This is a genomic window from Thermococcus sp. LS2, assembly GCF_012027375.1.
GTDB lineage: Archaea > Methanobacteriota_B > Thermococci > Thermococcales > Thermococcaceae > Thermococcus_B.
Map to the genome: position 1 here is coordinate 122,334 of NZ_SNUI01000002.1, position 23,967 is coordinate 146,300.

Genomic DNA, 23,967 nt, shown 5'->3' on the forward strand with positions numbered 1-23,967 from the left:
AAAAGTTTCCAGCATAATCTCTAGTTAGGTGATATACGTGGATAGAGAAGAAGTCTGGAAGTACCTCACGTTCATCTTAACTCTTCTCCTAGCTTTGGCAATTGTGAGCAACGTACTGCTTTACACACAGAACAGCGAACTCCAGAAGGCTTTAATGACAAACAGAACAACTGAAATTAAAGTTGAAATGCCGAACATAACAGTTCAGGCTCCTACAGGGAACATAACAGCATTGCAAGCTAAAATCGAAGAGCTTCAAATGCAGATTGAGTACCTTAAGGAACAGCTGAGGGAAAAGCAGCCAACGGAAGCAAACGCAACGATAGCGATACTTCCCATAATGGGTCCAATCGACGAAGCAATGGCGCTTGATATAGTTTCCAAGATTAGAGAGATCAAAGAAAATGAAAGCATAGGTGGAGTTCTGCTCTGGATTGAGAGTCCCGGAGGTTACGTAGGCCCAGTCAGAGTAATTTACAAAGAGCTGAAAAAGCTCAGCTATGAAAAGCCGATAGTTGCCTATACGGGCGGCTACGCTGATTCAGGAGGATACTTCATAGCATGTGCAGCTGATAAAATCATCGCTGATCCATTGGCAGAGATCGGCAGCATAGGGGTTCTCTATGTCCATTATGACCTTGAGCAGTACTATGCCCAAAATGGCATAAAAGTCAACGTCTTCAAGACTGGCAAGTACAAAGATATGGGTGCTGAATGGAGGGATTTAACCCCCGAAGAAAGAGAGATGATAAAGAACACCATCGATACGTACTTCCAGGATTTCCTCCAAGCAGTCAGCGAAGGAAGACACCTTGATATGAATACAACAAAAGAATACGCAACTGGCCAAACTTGGTTTGCTACAGAGGTCAAAGGAACTCTAGTTGACGATACTGGAGATTTAGATTACGCAATTAAGGTTCTTGAGGAGCTTATGGGCGTTAAAAGCGCTAGAGTAATCATATACGATGCTCAAAAAACAGATTTTGGAATCTATGAGAGCTCATCCCTCTACATGCCCGCCAATTATGTTTACTCTTACATAAGGGGGTGAGCTCATGCAATGTGAGGAAAAGCTTGAGGTATTTGAAAATGGCTTTGAGGATGGAAAGTTCAACTTGAGAATAGAGTTTTATGGTGCTGATGCCAGAAAAGTGCTACTTGCAATTCTTTATGAACTTTATCTTCCAGACTATGGGCCGGAATACGTCTATCCTTTCGAATGTGCAAAGGAGTTTTGGGGCATTTACATGGATGCCAGCGAAGTTCAGCCAGAAGAGCTTAAGCTCGGCAAGCCCAAATTTGTGAGCAGAGCAGTTATTGATAAGCTCGAGGCAATTTTAGAGAACATTGAAGCTCCAAGAGATGTAAAAGAGAGCATAGACTTAGAAAAGGCAGAGATTTATAAGCTTAAAGATGGGCTTTTAGCTTTAGGAAAGAACTTTCTGCTTGACGGCATTAAAAACCGCTTGTTTATCTTTAACAAGCCCTCTGCAAGGGAGTTGATTTTGAAATATATTGGGAGATGGTAGTATGAAGACAGAAACCCTTGTGTGGATTGGAGTATCTCTCATTATTCTTTTTTTAGTCTGGCTTACTGTTAAACCATTAATTTCACCGATAATCTTCAGCCTAGCTATGGCATACATCTTTCATCCATTTCACATGAAGCTCTCTGAAAAATTTGGCAACAAAAAATCTGCTGTGCTGTTAACAGCCATGATGGCACTGTTTGCTGGTGTTTTGCTGATAGGTGCAGCCCTTTGGCTGAGAGATGTCTTAACATACATCTACATTTATATTGGCGATGTTTTTAATTGGCTTCTGGGAGTTCATCTGCCATTTGGAATATGGGAAAGTATTCAAACTCTTTCAAAGACAATCCCGGAAAAACTTGGCGGCATTTTATTGGGCTATACATTTTCACTCCCAAAATTCATGCTCCAGGCAATAGTTTTCCTTGCTTTGTTCTATGCTATCTTGACAAACTCCGAGTTCCTTTCCATGGAGATCTACCGCCTCTTACCAAAAGAGAACAGAGAGCTAGCTATACATTTAATGGAAAGAGCCAAAATAACGCTCAATGCCATTCTAAGAACTTGGCTCATGCTCAGCGTTCTTAAGGGTATCTTCCTTACCGTTGGCTTTGTGCTGTTTGACATAACAACTGTCAGCGGTGCAATTGCAGCTGGAATTTTATGCATAGTTCTCGAGCTTTTGCCCGTGATTGGAGGTTGGATCCTCTGGGCAATTGGGGCAGCGTATTTAATCAAAACGGGCAATATAGCCTTTGGAATACTCTTTGCAATATATGGTGCAGTTTTTATTTCGCCTATCCCTGATATTACAGTACGTCCAAAGCTTGTCGCTAAAGGTGCAAAGGTGAGCTCAGTAGTTGCATTGATAGGAATTTTTGGTGGAATAATGTCCTTCGGGATAAAGGGAGTTATAATTGGACCAGTCGCTTTGGGTTTACTCGTAACACTGCTGGAGGAGTGGAAAGAGCGAGAAAAGGAAACTTTATCATCCCAGGAAACTAGACAACTTTCCAAAGCTCATCGCTCAAAGGCTGCTTGAGTTCTTCCTCTTTGCCTTCTTTTACGATTACTCTTTTTTCTTTGTCTTCAAGGAATTCCCCAATTATCGAGGCAACTATGCCTTCTTTTTCAAGAGCAGCAAGTATTTTTTCTGCGTTTTCCCTTGATGTAGAAATGAGTAGTGCCCCAGAACTTATCAATGCCAGAGGATCCAGGTTGAAGTACTCACAGATTTTCTTCGTTTCATCTGCTATTGGTATCTTCTCATAGTAAACTTTAAAGCCTAATCCGGAGGCATCTGCCATCTCGTGAAGCCCATTAGCAATTCCTCCCTCCGTAGGGTCGTGCATTGCATTTACTCCAATCTCGTTCGCTATTAATGCCTCTTTTACAACGCTTAGCTTCCGGAGAAATGTCTTTGCCCTCTCAACGAACTCTCTTCCGAAGGCCTTGATTAGTTCTTCTTCACGCTCGCTTGCTATGATCGCCGTTCCTTCAACCCCTGCTCCTTTTGTTAGAATTATAACATCTCCCGGCTTTGCATTTCCAGCGTGTACAAGCTTTTCTTTTTTAACCTCGCCAAGCATTGTGCCAACAACTATCGGCCTCTTTAGGCCAGGAGTAACTTCGGTGTGCCCCCCAATTACTGCAATGCCGAGTTCTTTTGCACTTTTATCAATATCCGCCATTATATCTTCTAAGAGAGTTTCATCAGCATTTTCTGGCAAAAGAACTGAGACTAAGAACCACTTCGGCTTTGCCCCAAAAGTTGCAACGTCATTAGCGTTCACATTGACCGCATAAAATCCTATGTGCTTCTCTGCACCGGTTATTGGGTCTGTGGATGCTACGAGGACTTCATCGCCAAATTCTACAGCAGCTGCATCAACCCCAACACCGGACTTAATTAATACCCTCTCCCCCTGAACGCCTAGGTGTTTGAAAACTATCTCTTTAAGCTTCTCTGGTGGAACTTTTCCAGTAGGCAGCATTTTTCATCCCAAATGGAGTGCCATTTTAAAAATATAAACATTGTCTTATGCAGATGTTTAATTCTGTAATTGTTGAATTATTTAATTGATTAATCACATCATAAGAGAGTACTGAGCAGTTAACTCTCTAGAGGCTCATTATTAAGTTAAGATTGTAGAAAAAGAGAATCTCAATTCTCTTAGAGTCTTATTGAAACTTATTAAGTCCATAACGTAGATTTCGATTTTGTAGCCCTTTCAATTCTCTTAGAGTCTTATTGAAACCTAAAAACTCTATACCGTCCATCTTGCCCACCACCGTCTTTCAATTCTCTTAGAGTCTTATTGAAACTTGAGCATGAGGTGAAAAAGCCATGACTGTCTTTGACTTTCAATTCTCTTAGAGTCTTATTGAAACCGAATGGTGCAGCACTTTACAAACATGAGTTTGAAGAGCTTTCAATTCTCTTAGAGTCTTATTGGAACCTAAGGGTTTCATGCCTGCTTATAAGGCAAAGTTCCTCTTTCAATTCTCTTAGAGTCTTATTGGAACGTAGTGAAGTTGAACCAGCTAAAGAGAGCGCTTGAAACTTTCAATTCTCTTAGAGTCTTATTGGAACCAAAAAGTCACGTGAGCAAAGGCTTCTGCAAGTGCAAGCTTTCAATTCTCTTAGAGTCTTATTGGAACGAAAGAGCCCTCTTGACTACCTTCATATTCTCTTCTTTCAATTCTCTTAGAGTCTTATTGGAACTGCCTTTTGCTTAACCCCATCGGGCATAAAGCCCTCCTTTCAATTCTCTTAGAGTCTTATTGGAACACGTCTTTCTCTTGGCTTCTCGCGATAATCCACACTTTCAATTCTCTTAGAGTCTTATTGGAACGTTCTCGACCATTGCGTTAATGTCCTCAAGGCTTAGCTGGTCTTTCAATTCTCTTAGAGTCTTATTGGAACATCCTAAGCAACATGCAGTATGGTTTGACGAAGATACCTTTCAATTCTCTTAGAGTCTTATTGGAACCAAAATGGTAATATAATGGTTGCAGCGGTTAGGGATACTTTCAATTCTCTTAGAGTCTTATTGGAACTTTGTGCTGAACATCTTTTACATTATCGCGTGGGTCTTCTTTCAATTCTCTTAGAGTCTTATTGGAACAAAGGAGGAAGAAAATCAGACGCGATCCCGACTACGCTTTCAATTCTCTTAGAGTCTTATTGGAACAGGGCGCAATTTTGCTCTATTTCCCCAATGAGACTATAAAAACGCTTGAATTATAAAAGTTTTTTGCTGAGGGGTTAATAACAAAGCCAAAGCAAGCCCGGAATTTAGAAATTTTCATGATTTCTCTTGGTGAATAGGTTCCACCGTTGGATCCAATTCTTTGCTGCACAATAATGTGCAAGACACTTCCAACGTTCAAAAAATCCTTTAATTCCAAAAATCTAACTTCTTTGGCTTTTAATTTTAAAATGATCAAGTTTCCATGAGGAGCGCATACCAAGAAGCTCTCAAAAATCTCAAATCCAAATGTGCACATTCAAAACGTTACAATTTTAACAAAAATTTGCAACATAATGTAATTTAATAACAAATTATTACTAAAAACTTCCAAGGAACTCTCAGGACAGTATTCCAGAAAAGAAGACTGCAAAGAGCCGAAAACTACAAAAACAATAAAGATAACGAGAAGCGAAAATTATTCAGTCAACGTAATAGTACTCCCCTCTTTCCTTCTGCTCTCTGTCCTTAACGCTACCCTCTTTATTTGCTCTCGGTCTTCCCGTGTCAGGGTCTCTTCTGAATGTAATTCCAACGGAAGCAAGGAAGCGATTCATGCCCTCTCTCATACCCATCGGCTTTGTGGCTTTACCGAATTTGCCTGGCTCACCTTCAAACACAATCAAGCGGTCGCTTATGTAGTCAATCATCAAAACATCGTGCTCAACAACTAATGCTGTCTTCTCGTTCTTCTCCATCAAATGCCTTATTGCCCTTGAAACTGCTAATCTCTGCTCAACGTCGAGATAAGCTGAAGGCTCGTCTAACAGATAAAGGTCAGCATCTCTAAGCAGACATGCAGTTATTGCAACCCTCTGCAGCTCACCACCGCTGAGCTCATTCACTGGTCTGTCATATAGCTCTGGAATGCCAAGAGGATTCAGCAGTTCGGTCTTGTAAAAGTTGCTCATAAGCTTTGATGCATCAATTTTGCTTAAAAGCTCAAACACAGTTCCTTCATAGTCTGCTTTTATGTACTGGGGCTTATAGCTTACTTTGAGCTCCCACTCAACTTTTCCTTCTGTCGGCTCTTCCACTCCAGCGAGCATCTTCACGAAAGTAGTCTTACCAATTCCATTTGGTCCAACTATGCCAACCACTTCTCCTCTATACAGCTCTCCGCCTTCAGCTTCCAACCTAAAGCTTCCATAGTCCTTAACTAAAGATGGATACTCAACCAGAACGTCTCCTGCTTGACTCTTCCTTTCGCTCAGCTTTGTGAATCTGATCTCGTACGGCCTAAAGCGAACGTTCTCATCTGGAAGATAACCGTCGAGGAATATGTTTATTCCAACTCTTGTCCCTTTTGGCATTGAGAATATACCATAAGCTCCTGGCTTACCATAAACTACGTGAATAATATCGCTTAGGTAGTCAAGAACTGCCAAATCGTGCTCTACAGCTAAAACTGATTTGCCCTCTTCAGCAAGCTTCCTTATCAGCCTTGCTGCCTTCAACCTCTGTCTTATGTCGAGATATGAGGAAGGCTCGTCGAAGAAGTAGAAATGGGCATCTCTCAACACTGCCGCAGCTATTGCAACCCTCTGCAATTCACCACCGCTCAACTGCTGGATTTCTCTATCTAAAATGTTTTCCAGTTCAAGCTCTTTAACAACTTTGTCAAAAAGTCCTCTTTCATCTGCCCTCTTAAGCAAATCCCTCACTTTTCCTTTAACTACTTTGGGGATTAAGTCCACATATTGGGGCTTTACAACGGGTTTTATCTCCTTATTCTTCAGCTTTTCAAAGTAGTTCTGGAGTTCATTTCCTCTAAAGGCTTTAATCACGTTGTCCCAGTTGTCGTTGTCGCCGCAGAGGTTTGGGATAAGCTGTCCAGCTAGAATTTTAACTGCAGTTGTCTTACCAATACCATTTGGCCCCAAAATTCCAACTACCATGCCCTCCTTAATTACTGGCAGTCTGTAGAGGACAAATCCATTTACGCCGTATCTGTGAACACAATCCTCGCTGAGCTGCTCTGGAAGATTTACGATGGTTATTGCATTGAAAGGACACTTATGCACACAGATTCCACAGCCTGTACACGATGCCTCTTGAATTACCGGCTTATAGTTTTCCTCGTCTATTATTATTGCCTCTCCACCCATTCTGTTGACGGGACAAACTCTTTCACAGAGGAAGTGACCGCACTTATCTGGATTACACTTATCATAATCAATGACCGCAACTCTCATCTTTCTCACCGGTCTATGGTTTTCAGAAAGGGTTTAAAATGTTGCGATATCTTACATCTAGCTTTCCCAAAAATTTATTTCCCCTCTGGACATAATTAGACACATGATAACAGAACTTTTCAGCGATCTCAAGAGCGAAATAGTTTCAGTTAGAGAGTTCTCACCAAAAGAAGGAGAATACGGAGAATTTACATTTAAAAATCCCGAAATAAATCAGCTTGTGGAGAGCTTAGGGTTTAAGCTGTATAAGCATCAAGTTGAAGCGCTTGAAAAACTCTATTCTGGAAAAAACATTGTTGTAACGACACCCACAGCTTCTGGTAAAAGCGAAATCTTCAGATTGGCTATTTTTGACAGCTACCTCTCAAATCCTCAGCACACTTATCTCCTAATCTATCCTACTCGTGCTTTAATAAACAACCAGTATGAGAAGTTCTCCCTCGAGAACTTCTACTTCTTTCAGATAACCAAGAAAATGGTAAATGCAAAGATTTTAACGGGGGACGTTGAGTGGAGCGAGAGAAGGGTAATTTTAAGAGAAAAACCCAGAGTCATTTTCACAACCCCTGACATGCTCCATCACAACATCTTGAGGAATCTAAAAGACTATGAATGGCTTTTAAGGAATTTGCGGTATTTGGTTGTTGATGAGCTTCACATCTACAGAGGTGTCTTTGGAACCAATGCAGCTTATGTCTTTAGGCGGTTGCTGAGGGCATTAAGGCGGTTTGGAGTTAAACCTCAGATCATAGCTCTCTCTGCAACTCTCAGAAATCCCAAAGAATTTGCCGAGAACTTTTTTGGTCTGGAGTTTGAGGTGATAACAAAGGCAACAAATCCATTTCCAAAGCGCTATCTAATTCTCTTCGAGCCTCGAAGATTAAATGAAATGCAGCTTTTGAGAGCTGTAGTTGAGAAATTAGCAGAAGAGAGAATTAAAACTCTCGTTTTCTTTGATTCAAGAAAAGGAACCGAAAAGCTCATGAGGTTTTTGCTTTCATCACCAGCTGTTTACAAAACATCCACTTATAAAGGAACCCTTCCAAAGAACATCCGCTGGGAAATTGAGAGAGACTTTAAAGAAGGAAGGCTTTTAGTTCTGCTAACGACAAATGCTCTAGAGCTTGGTATAGACATCGGGGATTTAGATGCTGTAATTAACTATGGAATTCCACCAGATGGTCTGTTTTCTTTGATTCAGCGTTTTGGAAGAGCTGGGCGTTTAAAAGAGAGGGAGGCAATAAACGGTATTGTTCTTAGAAAGAACGGTCTGGACTATTACTACAAAGAGCACTTAGATGAGCTTGTTGAGCGGTTAGAGAAAGGAATAATTGAATATATGCCCGTTAATCTGAAAAATCGCTTAGTTGTCAAAAAGCATCTCCACTATCTTTTGAGCGAGCTTAAAGTCCTTGACTGGGATGAGCTGAACGATTTTGAAAAAGCCGTAGCTGAAGAGCTGATAAAGGAGAAAAAGGCTAAACTTTATGAAAATCCACTAACCGGGAAGAAAGAGATCAGAATTTTAAGACCAGCTCTTAGCTATTCATCAATCAGAACGGCAAGTGATGAAAGTTACTTCTTGGTTTTAGACGAACCTTGGATAAGGTATAAGCTGCTGGAAAAAGAAAGCTTAAGCGACCTTCTGCGCTTCATAAACTGGCTCAAGCTTAAAGGTTATGTCATTGAAGAAGTTGACAAGCCAGAGTACTATCGCTCGTTATTGCCGGGGATGGCTTACTTCTCAAGAGGGGAGCTTTACATGGCTAGAGATAAGCTGAAAATTGGAAAATTCCACTTTATCTTTGCTAAGCAACTCAATAGATTTTGGGAAGTTGAAACTTTTGCCTCAAAGCGTGAGGAAGTCGAAATTCTTGAGATTTACAAGAAAAAGCAGTTCAAAGATGTTGAGATTTATATTGGCCGGCTCAAAGTCAAGCATAGGTATTGGGGCTTTGCCGTCAAAGGAAAGGATACACATCTCTACCTCCAAGAGCTGATCAAGCTTAAAGAAGAGGGCATCTTGAAAGGTGAAATTTATGCACCTCTCGTTGGAGGATTTGAAGCTGTTAACTTGGATGAGCTGAGTGATGAAGAATGGAAGATTCTTGATTGGGAAAAGTTCGCTAAGGTTGAATTTGATGAACCTCTGGAGAGAGAATTTGAAACTGATGGTATCTGGCTTGTGTTTCCCGATAAGATTAGGGAAGTTGCAAGAGAGGAATTTCACGAGTTCTTTAAGGTTGCAATTGAGAAAGATCAAGGGGATTTAGCGTTTTCCATCTATGAGCGTTTGGATAGGAGAAAGCTTTTCCCAGAGCTTTTAGGAGCTACAACCTACTACATAAGGAAAACAATTGGAGATGTCCTTGAGAAGGCAAATGCTAAAGATGATGAGCTTGCATTAGCTATAAAGAAAATGATTGACAGCAAAGACGGCATAGGGAACGGATTGCATGCGATAGAGCACAACATGATAAAGATCGCTCCAATCTTTACCTATGTTGACAGCAGAGAACTTGGTGGTTACAGCTATGAGAGCTTTCCGAATCCGCCACATATAGGAAAGCCGATAGTCTTCATCTACGATGGAAATGAGGGAGGCTTTGGATTAGCAGAGATACTCTATGAGAACGCTGAAAAACTAATAGAGAGGAGCTTTGAGCATCTAAAGAGCTGCAAATGCAGAGACGGCTGTCCGCTATGCATTTACTCGCCTAAATGCGGAACATTCAACGAGTTTTTAGACAAGTGGCAGGCGATGAAAATTTGGGAGAGGGTTTTAAAATATCAGTTATGATAGTGGGCTTTTATAAATAGCTACGTTTGTGAAAGTAGTCTGTCATAAATTGCAAAAGGCAAACTTTTCGAAGTCTTTCTACTTGCTGGCAAAACAATCAATGAAAGGGGCTTTAGCTCTTAACTGCTTTTGTCACTCTTTCCTCCTCTGACAGCAAGTTTTATAAGCTTGTAATACCTCCTGGAATACTTCATTCACAACTCTTACATGATGCAGGAATCCCAAGTATTCAAGCGTTGATGAATATGACGGGAAGTCAACCAAGACTGGAGTGTGAACAGCATCGCTGAGCTTATGATATTCAGCATATGCCTTGTATTTTTGTGATTCTCTTAGCTTATCTTTTTTGCTTTTAGGTACTTGGATATTGGCATTAACAGCATCAAATACCAACACTTTGTGAAGTCTCAAGATATCGATTGCCTCAACATACACAGTGTCCTTGAACTCAATAGCATGAAGATTAACTTCCATTATCTTTTTCTTCTTTTTTATCATTGCTCTACCCTCTGTTATTACACTTTGAATGTTTCCAGCGTTATAGTGGCTTTTTAATTCTTCAAAATTCCTAATTTCCAAGCTCTCACTAATGTTATCTTCGATTCTTTCAGGGGTTGTTGGAGCCAAGAGAGGCATGCCACTTGAATCATAATATACTCTCATCCACTTTGTTTTGAAGTCATCAGCATACTGTTTAAGCCCTTCGTAAAGGATGCCTATTTTCTCCTCCCCCGAGATTTTTGCCAGTCTCGTAATTTTTGGATATTCTTCAGCAAATGATTTAAAGAACAAGATGATACCCAAATCAATGAGCAGTTTTCTGAGTAGTAGATAGCCAGAAAAGAAATGTCCAGTGTTCAATATGGTGTATAGCTGGTGCACTATCCCAAGCATGTCAGAAAATGTTGCATCAACAACCCCTTTCAGCTCAATTTGGTAAACATCGGCAGTTGGGATAACAGTCACTTGTCTGAGCTTTTCAATCATTCTGCTCAACTTTTTGAGCTCATACCCTATGTCTAAATTTGCATCTTTAAGAACTTCGAAAATTTTAGGCGTAGTAACATTTAGTTGAAGTTTTTGATACTGTGGCGAAAGCTCACTCGCCATATCATAAATCTGGCTTGGGTAATCGTAACTGCCATTAAGTTTCTGAACAAAATCTTTAATCTTTTCACTCCAGAACCTTTTGTAGTACTCATTGACATCTATTATTATGACAGGCTTTTTGTAGTGCTCTCTAAAGTTAATCCACCACTTGATTCCAATCTCTTCAAGATTCTTTGAAATGTAACCAATCTCTGTCTCTTGATCTTCCTTCTCACGCTTTATCTCCTCTATTATCCTTTGGATTTTCCTAATCCACTTGTCAAATTCCTCTTGTGTTTTTGGCTTAGCTTTCATAACATCCTTAAACTTTTCATCACAGTAGTCCCTAATGAACACAAATAGGCTCTCTGTGGCTATCCTCGGGAAATCTGCAAATACCTTTCTTGTTCCAATCCTTATGCTTGCATCTCTGGGATTTCGAACTGAGAGATACGGAATCTCAAAAAGCTTTGCTGGATTTTTAGAAGATTGAACATAAGAAACAAGAGCGGAAATTTCTTGTTCAGTTATCATTTGCCTTCCTCCTAGTCTAGTCGGATATTTCAACTATCTTAATTTTAACTGTCGCAGTTTCGTGGTTCTTTATGTTTGACACTATAAAGCAAATATTTCCTTCAGGGGCATACCATTCGACATTTTGCTCTCTTATTTGTAGTGCCGATGGTTTTGTATAGTATTGGAATGGTTTTATCTCTTTAAAATTCATATAATACTCCCTTTCGTCCATTACTAGGAAATCTACTGCGGGGGCCGTCTAACACTTGTACTTGGATTTTTAAGTGTGGTGAATACTTGAACTCCCAACAATTAACGTAATATTGTCCCCCTTTAATGTCAATAGTTTTATCTACAAGAGTTTCAATCTTTGATGTTTGTGTTGTTATTACAGTTGTCGTTGTTGTCACGACTATTTCAGGGACTGTTGATTTAGCATTCCCCTGTCCACCAAGACATCCACTACTAAGTATTAACATAGTAACCAAAGCCAGACTAAAAAGAATGTGTTTGCTCATGAGTGAGTCACCTCCTAAGCGGGATTTATTCCTTATGATAATTTAAATTTTTCTAACAATGTAATTGTTTGATATTTTTCTATTTTCTATCTTAATTATCCTCCTCAAGTATTCAAAAAACTTTATAAGTAATGACATCATTGTTTTGGTTACGGGGTTGATGTATTTTTGAATGAATAAAAGGTAGTATAAACATGAAAAACACTAATACAATTGTTAGGTGGTTCTAATGGCTGAGTTGCCAATTGCCCCAATTGACAGGTTGATTAGGAAGGCTGGTGCAGAGAGAGTTAGCGAAGAAGCAGCTAAGATTCTCGCTGAGTACCTCGAGGAGTACGCAGTTGAGCTCGCTAAGAAGGCCGTTGAACATGCTAAACATTGTGGTAGGCGAACTGTTAAAGCTGAGGACATTAAACTTGTTATTAGAGAAAGTCCTCCAGGACCACTCAGACCAGTTCCTCAACACCCGAGATCACCGGGAGAGAATAATAATGACCGTTCGGGACAGAGATATTGAACCCTATTTGCCCTTTATAGGAGTAGCTTTAGGCTTTTCAATCGCATTAGTTACAATTCTATTGTCCTTCTTCAAAACAGAGCTAGCAAGTGATAATCCAAATATTGGATATCTAAAATCCTCACTGCTGTTCTTAACAGTTGCTTCATTCTTTTGGTTTCAAGCATATGAGTGGTTTGTATATGCTTTTCGATTTGATGACAATAGTGATAACCCAAGAAAACATAACTCCTTCATTGTTGGCTCATACTTTTACTATTGGGCATATGTTTGTTTATTGCTAGGGCTTATTCTTATGCTCAGATATTTTGACCTAAAAGAAATTAGATGGTTTTCTGTATTTTATGGGGGATATACTCTATGTCAATTAAGTATAGACTTTATTGAACATGTCATGGAAAAATCAAATATGGACAGATGGGATATAATGCCAATCTTGATGTTTTCAGCTTTTGTGATAGTGATTTATTATATTTCCTTGCTGGACCTTTGGATATTAATAGGTAGCTTTAGTAGCTTTATAATCATCTATATTATCAAACAAGCCTCAGATCAAAAATCAAAAAAGAACTGATCATTTTGTATGACGGCAAGCAAAAAATTACCCTCTCAGCGTCGCTATCAGCTTCTTCTCATTCAGCAGCATAGCAATTGCATCCTTAACGTCTTTAACCACTATATCGCTCGCTAAAAGCGCATCAACCGTTGCTCCTTCTTCACCGATCACACAGAAGGCAAGCTCGGCATTTTCAAGCATTCTAACGTCGTTATTGCCGTTGCCTACTCCAATGTATGGCTCATACTTCATTGCTTTCTCAAGCTTTTCATTACCGTCCTTAACGCGCTCGATTTTGACGTTTAAGCCTCTGAACTCCTCTTCTAATGTCCCAAAGGTGTCTGCACTCAAAACAACTACGATGTATTTCTCGCTAAGCCTTTCAAGAAGCTTCTTAACTTCTTCGCTTACTCTCCCTTTAACTCCCAGAGTTCCGTTTAAGTCAAAAACAACCGCTCTGGCTTCAATTTTTCCATAGTTTGGGACTTCGATTGTCATATTATCACCACTGAGAGAAGGGTTTAAAGAGTCTTAAGCATTTTGGGAAAAAAGTTAAATTCCAAAATATGTTAGTTCACTTGAGAAAAAATGGATGAGAAAATCATAGAAGAACTAAAAAATTTTGCAGAGGATTTAGAGAGATTGCTAGGGAAGAAGTTAGTAGCAGTTATAGTCTTTGGGTCTGTTCTAACTTCTAAAAGCTTTGAAGACATTGATATTCTCGTAGTAGTTGATAACACTTCCAAAGATGAACTCAAAGAAATTAGAAGGCTAAAGCTCAAATACAGGTACAGACTTGGCAAATACATTGATTTGAATATCTGTAAATTTAGTGATCTCGACAAAGGTGTTGTATATACTGCAGTGGCATTTGGAAAAGAGATTTACTCAACAGGGAAATGGACACAGAAGAAGAGGGAAATAAAGAAGAGAGCAAAAGAACGGAACCTTCAGTTCATAGAAAAGCATGGAAAAAAGGTGGTTAGATGGGAGTTAGCAGAGCTTATAAGTTGAGACTTATTCAAGCAGACATTGACTTGGCAAAGAGTGCATATGAAAAAGGATATTATGAAATGGCAATATTTCACTGCCAGCAAGCAATAGAAAAAAGCCTAAAATTACTTCTTGAAGAAAAAGCTGGCAAATATGTCAGAACTCATGATTTAATGTTTCTGAGAGATTTGGTTGGAGAATTTGAGGAAATTAGAGAGCTTTTGTTAGACGATGAATTTTTAGATAGGCTTGAAGAGGGTTATTTTTATGGCAGATATTGGGATAAACCAATAGAGCCATTTGAGGATTTTGAAGTCCAAAAAGCGATTTACTTAGCTGAAGAGATTTTTAAGAAGATTAAAGGACTGTTAGGGTGATTATATGAGAATAGCTTGGGGGATCAGTGGAGCAGGACATCTCCTCAAAGAAAGTATTGAAATTCTCGAGAAATTGAAGGATAAGCACGAAATTAAAATCTTCTTATCAAGAGCGGGCGAGGAAGTTGTCAAAATGTACAAACTTTTTGATAGACTTGAGGGGTTTCCTCTTGTTAAGGAGTCTAGGCAAGGCTCCTCGTTTCCCTCATGCGGCGCCTTTAACTTAGGAAAATTTGATGTATTCATTATCTCCCCCGCAACTTCAAACACCGTTGCCAAGATTAGACTCGGAATTGCTGATTCCCTCTTATCTTGCTGTGCCTCCCAAGCTTTGAAGAGTAGGGTTCCACTAATATTGGTTCCAACTGACTCAAAGCCAGTTGTTGAAACTAAAGCTCCCAACGGTCAAATCTTTAAAATATATGTGAGAAAAATTGATTTGGAGCATTTGGAAGCGCTGAAGGAAGAGGGAGTTATAATTCTAGAGCATCCTTATGAGGTTGAAAAAACCTTAAAGCGATTCTTGTGAACATAGTAGAAGTTTCCCTCGCTGTCAATGTAAACATAGTCTGGGGAGTATTTTGGTCCATAATATAGATTGTGTCCATCTAGGCGATACCATAACGCTCTAGCCGCTTCAAGTTTATTCAGCTCATCAAGAAGTGTCAAGTCGCCGCTTTTAATCATGCTGAGAAGCTTTTGCATGTATGCATCGCTTATCTGAAAGCTTATGTAGGAGGCAAAGAACTCATAACCCGTTATGAATTCCTTTGATAAGTCTTTAGGGGGATATGCTGGAGTAACTCTTATCCCAAAGCGCTTGTAGAATTCCCTCAGAGCAAATTTGTCTGGCCTGTATGGAATAAGCCCCAATGTCATGAGCTCTATGGTCTCTCTGGAGTATTTTCTAGACCAGTCTGATTCAAAAGGATATATATGCTCTGGAACTTTAGGATATGGGTCAAGGCCGAGGACGTAAAATGCCCTGTAGCTGCTTCCAACCAACAACGGGGCTCTCCAGATTACCACTACTTCCGAATGGTCAAGCTTTCCTCCGCTTAAGCTTGCTGGAATTTGTACCGCCCATGCGTCGAGATTGAAATCCATGAACAGATTGTTCATTAAAATCACTTCTGTTTCACCGTCATAGCCACATATCCTTGATTGGAGAGTTCTTATTATTGGGGTATCAAAGGAATGAACGTAAATATTTACAAAATATGCAATGTGAAGAGGGGTCATGGAGTAAAAAGGCACAGGCCTTTTGTAGTAGTTCAAAAGCTTGTGCTTTGTATCATTATAGAAGAACCCCATTGCGCCGTCAAACTTTATCTTATGGTAGCGGACAAAGCCTAAGTCTGGATAAATTGCTTTATAAACTTGGAGAGGCTTGTGCTGAGCAACTTTTCTCCACATGTACTCGATTTCGCTTTTGGTATAAAGTTTCGCATTCTGGAAATCGTAGTGACCTTTTTCATTAAAATAAATCGGGAACGCTAGAGGATAATGAGCAAGTGTAACATTTACTGAGTTTTTATTTCCCCTTGCATCATATGCCTCTATTGTTATTGTGTAGCTTCCCCAATCTTCAGAGAACTGGAGCATATGTGTGTATTTTAGGGATTCTGTATTAATTGAATCTTCGAATTTTTCCCTTTCGTTTACAAGTATCCTGATTTTCTTGGGAGGGTTTGCATTGTCTTCAATGTTCAGCGAAATTTCAATTAATCCAGAAGGGAGGCTTTCTACTCTTCCCCACATTTTTGGCGGTGTTTCGTCGTTTCTGTGCTCTTCCTTGAATTCTGTCCATGTTTTGTAAACCTCTTTTGCTTCAAATCGATGAGCATTTTCAACGAACCAGTTCCTATAAGTTAGATTCATAATAATCTCTGTCTTAATCTGCTTCAATCCGAAAATAAACTTAGATATTTCATTTGGCTTAAATCCTCCTAAAATACCTCGCATGTTATCAATTGCTTCAACGACATCTGGAGGTAGTCCAGAGAGAGACACTCTAAGCTTTTCCACAAGCTGGATGTACTCAGTTAAGGCTTTCACTTGATAAATCTGGCGAGAGTTTTCGATGCCTATCTGAATATGTAGTGGAAGGGCTGAATAGACACGTACAAACTCATTTACCTGAACCTTGAACAGCTCCACCTTCTGGGAAAATTCTTCTAGGGTGTAAGGGGCATCTGAAAATAGAAACCTAACCATGTCATCCCTTAGGGCTAATGGAACATTATTAAGAGTCTGAACACTCTCTTGACTGAGGTTGGCAAATCTACCGGGGTCAGTAACTTCAACTTCCTCAAACAGTGTTGTTCTGTATGTGTAGAGAGGATAAATCTGCTCTATAATTTTCAGTTCTTTTTCATCAACCTTCCCATCATCTAGAAATCCAAGCTGTTTGGCTATGTACTCATAGTCCCTCTCCAAGGAGTACGATTCGACTGGAAGAACGCTTTTTTTAACTTGAGGAGGACGCAACACAATCATCAAACATATGATGTATGACAGTATGAGTATCAAAGCAATTTTACGTAAGTCAAGTTGCATGATATTTCCCTATTTGTAAAATTAGAGTTGTTACTTTATCAATCTTTCTCAATGATTTTTTGATATTTTAATGAAGTACATTTTGCCATAAAATGTTTAGCAGTGCCTTTATACCAAGCAGAATTTCAGATATACTAAGGAGCTAGACTATCTGGCCATTATCACTTTTTGCTGAAAAATATCTTTAAATATCCCAAAGACGAGCTACTTTGGGTGGTGCTATGAAGATAGTGCGCTTTGGAGTTTCTATTCCCCAAGACTTGCTCACGAAATTTGACAAAATCATAGAGGAGAAAGGTTATACTAACAGAAGTGAAGCTATTAGAGATTTGATTAGAGACTTCATCGTGAGGTATGAATGGGAAGTTGGCGATGAAGAAGTTGCTGGGACAATTACAATAGTTTACAACCATGATGAGGCTGAAGTGGTTAAGGAGCTCTTGGATTTGCAGCATGACTATATTGATGAAATTGTCTCAAGTTTGCATGTCCACATGGACGAGCATAACTGTCTTGAGGTTGTGGTTGTCAAAGGAAAAGCAAGCAGGATAAAGAGGATTGCCGAGAGATTAATAAGTCTCAAGGGAGTTAAGCATGGGAAACTCGTTATGACGACTACTGGGAAGGAACTCGTTTGAGGAAAAGCTTATAAATTCACTTCTTATCATCTTTTCTTGGGTGCCGGGGTAGCCTAGCTCGGTAGGGCGGGGGACTCGTAATCCCCAGGTCCCGGGTTCAAATCCCGGTCCCGGCTCCATACAAACTTTTTTAATGAAAAGTTTGACCAAAGTTTGTTTATTCTTCTTCAAATATCACTCTTCATGTGGATTCTTAACTAATTTAGCAGTTTTCAAGATTTTACTGAAAAAGCGCCTCCAAACGAAATTATCTAAAAAGTTATATTCCGAGTGAATCCGTACAGTTAATGAGCTTCTTCTGAAGAACTCTCAATGAATAAAAAACTGGGGGCTTTATCTCTCAAATTACTTTCCAAACCTTCTCTCCCTCTTCTGATACTCCCTAATTATCCTCAGAAAGTCTATCTTTCTGAACTCGGGGAAGTACACATCAACAAAGAAGAGCTCGCTGTAGGCAATTTGATAGAGCAGAAAGTTGCTTATCCTAATCTCGCCACCGGTTCTTATCACTATATCAGGGTCAGGCATATTAGGGATGTAAAGATACTTCTTCAAAAGCTCTTCATCAATATCCTCTTTGGTTATCTTTCCATCTTCAATGTCATCAACAATCCTCTTTATTGCATCCACTATCTCGCTCCTCCCACCATATGCCAGAGCTATATTTAGGACGTAGTTGCTGTACTTCCTTGTAGCTCTCTCAGCTTCTTCAGCGGCTTTTCTCACATTTTCTGGGAGGAGTTCTTTTCTCCCAATCACATTGACTCTTATGCCATACTTATGAACCCTCTCATCGTGCACTAATTCCTTGAACTTTTGCTCGAAAAGATTCATCAAAGCATTGACTTCCTCTGGACTTCTCTTAAAGTTCTCAGTAGAGAATGCATAAACGGTTAGTGTCTTAATACTAAGCTCCCTGCACCACTCCAAAATTTCCTCAAGCTTCTTGGAGCCAAATAGATGCCCATACCAGGGAGGCTTCTCAAGCTTTCTCGCCCATCTTCTGTTGCCATCCATGATGATTGCTACATGCTTGGGAATTCTACCATTAGCTTTGACTTTCTCTAAGAGATAGCGCTCATACAAATCATAAGCAGGCTTGAATAAAATATGGGGAATGTGGGAAATCACTCTGTAAATTAGCATTCAGCATCACTCTATTTTCTTTCTCCTCTTGAGGTGCTTTTCAGCGAGCTCTATGTAAATTTCAGCGTTCTTCTTAGTCCACTCAATTTCCTCCTCGCTGAGCTGCCTGACAACATTTCCTGGAACTCCAATAACCAAACTGTAGTCCGGGATCTCTTTTCCTGGGGGAACTAATGCCCCAGCTCCGATGATGACATGGTTTCCTATCTTCGCACCATCAAGAATAATAGCTCCCATTCCTATGATGACGTAGTTTCCAATCTTTGCTCCGTGGACAACTGCATTATGTCCAATAGTTACATATTCGCCAATTATTGTCGGCTGTCCGTGTGATGTGTGTATGCTGACGTTGTCTTGGATGTTTGAGCCTTTTCCAACATAAATCTGCTCAATATCTCCTCTGAGAACAGCTGATGACCAAACACTGGTTTTCTCCTCAAGAACAACATCTCCGATTATGACAGCATTTTCATCAACAAAAGCGCTCTCATGGATTTTAGGTTTCTTTCCTTCAAACTCATAAATCGCCATCTTTACCACCAAACTGAACTTTCCAACATAGCTTATAAATCTTCACCAACATATTTAACTAATAATTGCGGAAAATTGAGGGATTGATATGAGGTACAGAAAAGGTGCAAGTGCTGAAAGGGAACTCATTAAGATGCTCGAAAAAGAAGGATTTGCTGTTATCCGCTCTGCTGGAAGTAAAAAAGTTGACATAGTTGCTGGAAATGGGAAGCTTTACCTCTGCATTGAAGTTAAAAGCACTAAAGGAGAGAAGCTCTATGTCAATGGAGAAGATGTGGATAAGCTAATAAGCTTTGCAGAGAAGTTTGGAGGTAAAGCAGTTATTGCTGTGAAGTTCATAAATAACGGCTGGTATTTTCTTTATCCAAATCAGCTGATAAAAAGCGGCAAAAATTATAAAATAAGTTTGAGAGATGCAAAGTATAAGGGATTAACGTTCGATGAGATAATTGGAAAACAAAAGCCCTTAGATGAGGTGATTAGGCGTGAATAGACGGCTTGTTATTGCCCTAATTTTTGTATTAATTTTTCCTGCCGTTCATTTGGTTCAAGCTCAGCCTCTCATTGTGATAAATGTCCCACAAGAATATTTTGAAGGAAAGCCTGAGGATGTCATAAAAATACCTGTTACAGTTAGAAATGTTGGAAATGAGACAGCTTACAACATAACAGTCTACATATCTGGACCGGTTAAGGGTTTTCAATATACAATGGCAGCAATATCTAAGCTTGAGCCAAACCAGAACACTACAGTTGAGCTGGCAATATATCTCAAAGACGATGCAAATGCTGGAACATATGATTTGAAGATTGTTGGCCGCGTCGGTGCTTTGCTCTTTGAGAAGCCGATAAAGGTTAGGGTTCTCACGGTAATTGATTACAAGCTTGACATTCAAGTTGAAGACAAATACCTTTACGGTAGCGATGTTGAGGCAAACCTTGTAGTTAAGTCCCTCTCAAATGGAGTCATAGTTGGAACAATAAGCTATGAGCTGTATTCTGAGGAGGGCTTGCTGAAGGAGGATTCCTGGGTAACCTACATAAATCCTCAAGAAAAGTGGGAATACACCATTTTTCTGCCGAAACCAAAAGTTGGAAAGTACACAATAATATTAAGGGCAGATTTTGCGGGAATCACAAAGACGCTTACAAAGAGCTTCCTTGTGTATAGGAGGAACCTCACCTACGAGGCATACTTCGAGAACGGCATAATTTACGTGAAGGTTATGGACAAGGAAGGAAATGGGGTTAAAGACATTCCCGTTGAAATTGGCGGAACACTTTTTAAAACTGATCCCTACGGCTTTGTTAAATACGAAGCTAAAGAACCGGGAGTTTATAAGATAAAACTCAACCTTGACGGCAAGATTGTTGAAACCTTTGTTGAAGTTAAAAAGCTGTTCATTGACTGGAAGCAGAAAAATGAGACTCTGATTGTTTACGTGAGAGATGCCTCTGGAAAGGGAATCTCTAATGTTAGTATTGAGGCGGTTGGGCCAAGTGGTAAAGCCTATGCGGTAACAGATGAAAATGGACAAGTAGAGATAAGCTTGAATGAGACTGGTTTCGGCTTGATTACAATAAAAGCAGATAGCTCGAGATATATTGGAACCGAAGTCAGCATAAGTGTTGAAAAGCCCAAACCTAAGGAAACGCCAACTGTAACGGTAACCACGACAACAACTTCAACCCATATCCAAATTAATGAAACCTCTACCCAAGTTGAGCAGCCGAGAAGAAGCTATGGTTATCTTCCAATAATCCTAATTCTTTCAGCGATGATCTTTGGGATTACTTCATATGCCGCATTTTTCATGCCTATAACACTTGAAGAGCAGCTCGATAAGTACTACTTCGTTAAAGTCAAAGCTCCAAAGCTTAGGAGCCTTAGAAACTTCAGATACGAGAAAGTGATAAATGCTGTGGATGCGAGAGCAACAAAAGGTGAAGTGACAATTGAGAACAACAAAGTTGTATGGGAAATTGAAGAGCTTGAGCCTGAAGAAGAGGCATTTCTGCAGGTTCTGCTTTGATTCCGTATTTTTATCTTTCGTCGACCACATAAAACCTTTTAAGTAAAACTAATCACATTAAGAGAAGAATTTAAACGAGGTGTTAAAGATGGTGAACTTTGAGCTTTTGAGAAAAGTTGTTGAAGCTCCAGGTGTCAGCGGGTACGAGTTTTTAGGAATTAGAGACGTTGTTGTCGAAGCTTTGAAAGATTACGTTGATGAAATCAAAATTGACAAGCTTGGCAATGTAATCGCTCACAAAAAGGGAAGCGGACCAAAAGTCATGATTGCCGCACATATGGATAAAATTGGCTTGATGGTAAACCATATTGACAAGGATGGCTATCTCCATGTAGTCCCAATTGGCGGAGTTGATCCAAGGACTTTAGTCGCTCAAAGGGTCAGAATATTCACAGAGAACGGAGAGCTTTACGGAGTCGTTGGTCATATCCCACCGCACTTAACAAAACCTGAAGAGAGGAAGAAAGCCGCAGAGTGGGACACAATTGTGGTTGATGTTGGTGCAGATTCAAAAGAAGAAGCTGAGAAGATGGGAATTAAAGTCGGAACAGTTATGGAATTTGCCCCAGCATTTACAAAGCTCACGGAGAACAGATTCGCCTCCCCATATCTTGACGACAGGATATGCCTTTATGCAATGATAGAAGCCGCGAAAGCCTTAGAAAACCATGAAGCAGATATCTACTTCGTGGCAAGCGTTCAAGAAGAGGTTGGATTGAGAGGTGCAAGGGTTGCGAGCTATGCAATTGACCCCGAGATTGGAATTGCTATGGACGTAACTTTTGCCAAACAGCCCGGAGATAAGGGCAAAATTGTCGTTGAACTTGGCAAAGGCCCTGTCATGGATGTTGGTCCAAACATAAATCCAAAAGTTAGGGCATTCGCTGAAGAGGTCGCTAAGAAATATGACATTCCTCTCCAAGTTGAGCCAAGCCCGAGACCAACAGGAACAGATGCAAACATTATGCAGATTAACAGAGAAGGTGTTGCAACTGCTGTCTTGAGCATTCCAATCAAATATATGCACTCACAAGTTGAATTGGCTGATGCGAGAGACGTTGATAACGCAATCAAGCTAGCTAAGCACTTCCTCGAGGAGCTCAGACCCATGGACTTGATTCCTTGATTTATCCTTACCTTTTTCCAAAAGCCTTATTTTTTCTTAGTGTAGATTTATTATTGGTGTTTGATTTGGACAGTGAGATTCGGCACAAAATAGAGCTGATTGATAGGAGTTTGAAAATTATTCGAGAAAACCTCCCGACCTCTCTGGAGGATTTCTTAAAGATGGGGCTTGAAAAAGATGGGATTTACAAGCAGCTTGAGTTTGCAATTCAAAATGTTTTGGATATATGCAATGAGATAAACTCAAGCCTTGAGCTTAGTATAGCTGTTGGCTACGATGACGTTGTAGGCAGCCTCTACAATGCAAAAATAATTGATGATGAGCTTAGAGAAAAGCTGGACTTCCTAATTCAGCTCAGAGAAGTTTTAATCTATAATTACCACCTCATACAAGATGAGATAGCTTTTAAAAACATGCCCGAGTATCTGGCTATGATTGGAGATTTCCTGGCATTCACTGAAAGGTTCCTTGAGGGACAGAAATGGCGGGAATCTTGATAATCCCAATAATTGCGAGGAAAGTAGAGAAGGAAGTAGTCAGTGCCATTGCTGATTATGTTGGACAGTTTTATTCTAAATTTGGACTAGGGGTTACAGTTCTACCGAAAATTAACATAAGAAGGTTTTCTGTGGGATACAATGATGTTAGGAGGCAGTTTCTGGGAAGGGTGTTTCTCCCTGTTTTGGGAATGATTCGCAATGAGTTCAGAGTTAAAGCTATTCTTGGCATAACGGATGTTGATTTGTATGAAGGAGAGTTGAACTTTATATTTGGACTTGCAGATTCATATTCAAAAGCAGCTATAATTTCACTATACAGACTTAGACCAGAAACCTATGGGGAGATGAACGAAGGGTTATTAAAGGATAGAGCAATAAAAGAGGCCATGCATGAGCTGGGGCATGTTTTTGGTCTTGAGCACTGTCCTAATCCTAAATGTGTTATGCATTTCTCCAACTCAATTATTGATACTGATTTCAAAAATAAAGATTATTGCAGCATTTGTTTGAAAAGCTTGAGGAGGTATTTTAGATGATAGAAGTTGAGCTTAAGGGCTATGCAGATGATAAAATCTTTGAAAAAGTTAGGGAAAGATTTGAGTTTATGCGGAAGGAAGTGCATGAAGATATTTATTATCAACACCCTTGCAGAGACTTCTCCAAGACAGACGAAGCTCTGCGGATTAGGATAAAACGTTTTAATGGACATTTTGAGGCATTTCTGACATACAAAGGTCCTAAGCTTGACAGCGTGTCAAAAAGTCGGAAGGAAATAGAAGTCCCAATAAGTGACGTTGATGCATATTCCGAGTTACTCACTTCTCTGGGATTTAAGGAAGTTTTGACTATTGTTAAGGTTAGAGAAAAATACTATGTCGAAAAAGGCGTGACAATAACGCTCGATGAAGTTGAAGGGCTAGGAAAATTTATTGAAATAGAAAAACTCGTTAAAGAAGGTGAGAATATCGAAAAAGAAGTTAAGAAGCTCCGCGGAATTCTTGAAGATCTTGGCGTCAAAAAATTCGAGAGAAAGTCATATTTGGAGCTTTTACTTGAAAAGTTGAGGAAAGATGATCTCAAGGTTTAA

Annotated in this window: 23 protein-coding genes, 1 tRNA gene, 1 pseudogene and 1 CRISPR repeat array; of the genes and pseudogenes, 17 read left to right on the forward strand and 8 right to left on the reverse strand. The window is 39.8% G+C overall.

The features are described 5' to 3' along the window. Window positions 1–37 precede the first annotated feature (37 nt). Genes sppA through E3E24_RS03220 form a run of 3 tightly spaced genes read left to right on the forward strand, consistent with a single transcriptional unit; the run spans window position 38 to window position 2,577 of the window. The gene (gene sppA / locus E3E24_RS03210) at window positions 38–1,054 is read left to right on the forward strand and encodes a signal peptide peptidase SppA (RefSeq protein ID WP_167885603.1); all 1,017 of its coding nucleotides are present in this window, start codon (window positions 38–40) and stop codon (window positions 1,052–1,054) included. Between the two features lie 4 nt (window positions 1,055–1,058). Further along, a complete protein-coding gene (locus tag E3E24_RS03215) occupies window positions 1,059–1,532 on the forward strand; it encodes a PH1570 family protein (RefSeq protein WP_167885604.1) in 474 nt (157 codons plus the stop codon). A 1-nt stretch (window position 1,533) separates the two neighbouring features. Then, a complete protein-coding gene (locus E3E24_RS03220; RefSeq protein WP_167885605.1) occupies window positions 1,534–2,577 on the forward strand; it encodes an AI-2E family transporter in 1,044 nt (347 codons plus the stop codon). Here the strand turns inward: E3E24_RS03220 and E3E24_RS03225 are convergent. Next, a complete protein-coding gene (locus E3E24_RS03225) occupies window positions 2,537–3,529 on the reverse strand; it encodes an AIR synthase family protein (RefSeq protein WP_167915641.1) in 993 nt (330 codons plus the stop codon). The genes E3E24_RS03220 and E3E24_RS03225 overlap by 41 nt on opposite strands. A gap of 167 nt (window positions 3,530–3,696) precedes the next feature. Further along, window positions 3,697–4,729: a CRISPR direct-repeat array (repeat unit 30 nt; unit sequence CTTTCAATTCTCTTAGAGTCTTATTGGAAC). A 479-nt stretch (window positions 4,730–5,208) separates the two neighbouring features. Next, the gene (locus E3E24_RS03230) at window positions 5,209–6,981 is read right to left on the reverse strand and encodes a ribosome biogenesis/translation initiation ATPase RLI (RefSeq protein ID WP_167915703.1); all 1,773 of its coding nucleotides are present in this window, start codon (window positions 6,979–6,981) and stop codon (window positions 5,209–5,211) included. Window positions 6,982–7,084: 103 nt separating this feature from the next. Here E3E24_RS03230 and E3E24_RS03235 point away from each other — a divergent pair, with 103 nt between their 5' ends. Continuing rightward, window positions 7,085–9,781 (forward strand): DEAD/DEAH box helicase, encoded by a 2,697-nt coding sequence (locus E3E24_RS03235; RefSeq protein WP_167915642.1) that lies wholly within the window; start codon window positions 7,085–7,087, stop codon window positions 9,779–9,781. Between the two features lie 132 nt (window positions 9,782–9,913). Here the strand turns inward: E3E24_RS03235 and E3E24_RS03240 are convergent, their stop codons facing one another. Both E3E24_RS03240 and E3E24_RS12660 read right to left on the reverse strand, forming a co-directional pair. Next, complete coding sequence (locus tag E3E24_RS03240) at window positions 9,914–11,404, reverse strand: hypothetical protein (RefSeq protein WP_167915643.1); 1,491 nt, start codon at window positions 11,402–11,404, stop codon at window positions 9,914–9,916. A gap of 16 nt (window positions 11,405–11,420) precedes the next feature. Continuing rightward, window positions 11,421–11,618, reverse strand: coding sequence for a hypothetical protein (locus E3E24_RS12660; RefSeq protein WP_206205305.1), 198 nt, complete (start codon window positions 11,616–11,618; stop codon window positions 11,421–11,423). 515 nt (window positions 11,619–12,133) lie between these two features. Between E3E24_RS12660 and hpkA the strand changes: the two are divergent. Together hpkA and E3E24_RS03250 are read left to right on the forward strand one after the other, a co-directional pair. Beyond that, a pseudogene (gene hpkA, locus E3E24_RS03245) lies at window positions 12,134–12,331 on the forward strand (archaeal histone HpkA); the annotation flags it as partial. Window positions 12,332–12,395: 64 nt separating this feature from the next. Next, window positions 12,396–12,995 carry a hypothetical protein gene (locus E3E24_RS03250; RefSeq protein ID WP_167915645.1) on the forward strand — a complete coding sequence of 200 codons (600 nt, stop codon included), beginning with the start codon at window positions 12,396–12,398 and terminating at the stop codon, window positions 12,993–12,995. A 27-nt stretch (window positions 12,996–13,022) separates the two neighbouring features. On the opposite strand, the gene E3E24_RS03255 is transcribed toward E3E24_RS03250, so the two are convergent. Beyond that, the gene (locus E3E24_RS03255) at window positions 13,023–13,475 is read right to left on the reverse strand and encodes an HAD family hydrolase (RefSeq protein WP_206205306.1); all 453 of its coding nucleotides are present in this window, start codon (window positions 13,473–13,475) and stop codon (window positions 13,023–13,025) included. A gap of 90 nt (window positions 13,476–13,565) precedes the next feature. Between E3E24_RS03255 and E3E24_RS03260 the strand changes: the two genes are divergently transcribed. Genes E3E24_RS03260 through E3E24_RS03270 form a run of 3 tightly spaced genes read left to right on the forward strand, consistent with a single transcriptional unit; the run spans window position 13,566 to window position 14,876 of the window. Further along, a complete protein-coding gene (locus E3E24_RS03260) occupies window positions 13,566–13,991 on the forward strand; it encodes a nucleotidyltransferase domain-containing protein (protein ID WP_167915646.1) in 426 nt (141 codons plus the stop codon). After that, window positions 13,964–14,347, forward strand: a complete 384-nt coding sequence (locus E3E24_RS03265) for a HEPN domain-containing protein (RefSeq protein ID WP_167915647.1) — start codon at window positions 13,964–13,966, stop codon at window positions 14,345–14,347. The genes E3E24_RS03260 and E3E24_RS03265 overlap by 28 nt, the downstream gene beginning before the upstream one ends. Before the next feature lie 4 nt (window positions 14,348–14,351). Next, window positions 14,352–14,876 carry a flavoprotein gene (locus E3E24_RS03270; protein WP_167915648.1) on the forward strand — a complete coding sequence of 175 codons (525 nt, stop codon included), beginning with the start codon at window positions 14,352–14,354 and terminating at the stop codon, window positions 14,874–14,876. Here the strand turns inward: E3E24_RS03270 and E3E24_RS03275 are convergent. Beyond that, window positions 14,840–16,906 (reverse strand): hypothetical protein, encoded by a 2,067-nt coding sequence (locus tag E3E24_RS03275; protein WP_167915649.1) that lies wholly within the window; start codon window positions 16,904–16,906, stop codon window positions 14,840–14,842. The two genes, E3E24_RS03270 and E3E24_RS03275, sit on opposite strands and share 37 nt — an antisense overlap. Window positions 16,907–17,127: 221 nt before the next feature. Here E3E24_RS03275 and nikR point away from each other — a divergent pair, with 221 nt between their 5' ends. Further along, the gene (nikR, locus tag E3E24_RS03280; protein WP_167885611.1) at window positions 17,128–17,544 is read left to right on the forward strand and encodes a nickel-responsive transcriptional regulator NikR; all 417 of its coding nucleotides are present in this window, start codon (window positions 17,128–17,130) and stop codon (window positions 17,542–17,544) included. A 42-nt stretch (window positions 17,545–17,586) separates the two neighbouring features. Beyond that, window positions 17,587–17,663 (forward strand) — tRNA-Thr (locus E3E24_RS03285). Between the two features lie 226 nt (window positions 17,664–17,889). Here the strand turns inward: E3E24_RS03285 and uppS are convergent. Together uppS and E3E24_RS03295 are read right to left on the reverse strand one after the other, a co-directional pair. After that, complete coding sequence (uppS, locus tag E3E24_RS03290; protein WP_167885612.1) at window positions 17,890–18,690, reverse strand: polyprenyl diphosphate synthase; 801 nt, start codon at window positions 18,688–18,690, stop codon at window positions 17,890–17,892. 6 nt (window positions 18,691–18,696) lie between these two features. Then, complete coding sequence (locus E3E24_RS03295) at window positions 18,697–19,221, reverse strand: gamma carbonic anhydrase family protein (RefSeq protein WP_167886018.1); 525 nt, start codon at window positions 19,219–19,221, stop codon at window positions 18,697–18,699. Between the two features lie 88 nt (window positions 19,222–19,309). Between E3E24_RS03295 and hjc the strand changes: the two genes are divergently transcribed. The 6 genes from hjc (at window position 19,310) to cyaB (ending at window position 23,967) form a co-directional block, all read left to right on the forward strand. Continuing rightward, a complete protein-coding gene (hjc, locus tag E3E24_RS03300) occupies window positions 19,310–19,714 on the forward strand; it encodes a Holliday junction resolvase Hjc (RefSeq protein ID WP_167885613.1) in 405 nt (134 codons plus the stop codon). Next, complete coding sequence (locus E3E24_RS03305; RefSeq protein ID WP_167885614.1) at window positions 19,707–21,254, forward strand: hypothetical protein; 1,548 nt, start codon at window positions 19,707–19,709, stop codon at window positions 21,252–21,254. The genes hjc and E3E24_RS03305 overlap by 8 nt, the downstream gene beginning before the upstream one ends. An 88-nt stretch (window positions 21,255–21,342) precedes the next feature. After that, a complete protein-coding gene (locus tag E3E24_RS03310; protein WP_167885615.1) occupies window positions 21,343–22,380 on the forward strand; it encodes a lysyl aminopeptidase in 1,038 nt (345 codons plus the stop codon). Window positions 22,381–22,436: 56 nt separating this feature from the next. Next, complete coding sequence (locus tag E3E24_RS03315) at window positions 22,437–22,877, forward strand: DUF86 domain-containing protein (protein ID WP_370520449.1); 441 nt, start codon at window positions 22,437–22,439, stop codon at window positions 22,875–22,877. Next, a complete protein-coding gene (locus E3E24_RS03320) occupies window positions 22,874–23,416 on the forward strand; it encodes an archaemetzincin family Zn-dependent metalloprotease (RefSeq protein WP_346766009.1) in 543 nt (180 codons plus the stop codon). The genes E3E24_RS03315 and E3E24_RS03320 overlap by 4 nt, the downstream gene beginning before the upstream one ends. Continuing rightward, window positions 23,413–23,967, forward strand: a complete 555-nt coding sequence (cyaB, locus tag E3E24_RS03325; RefSeq protein WP_167885618.1) for a class IV adenylate cyclase — start codon at window positions 23,413–23,415, stop codon at window positions 23,965–23,967. The genes E3E24_RS03320 and cyaB overlap by 4 nt, the downstream gene beginning before the upstream one ends.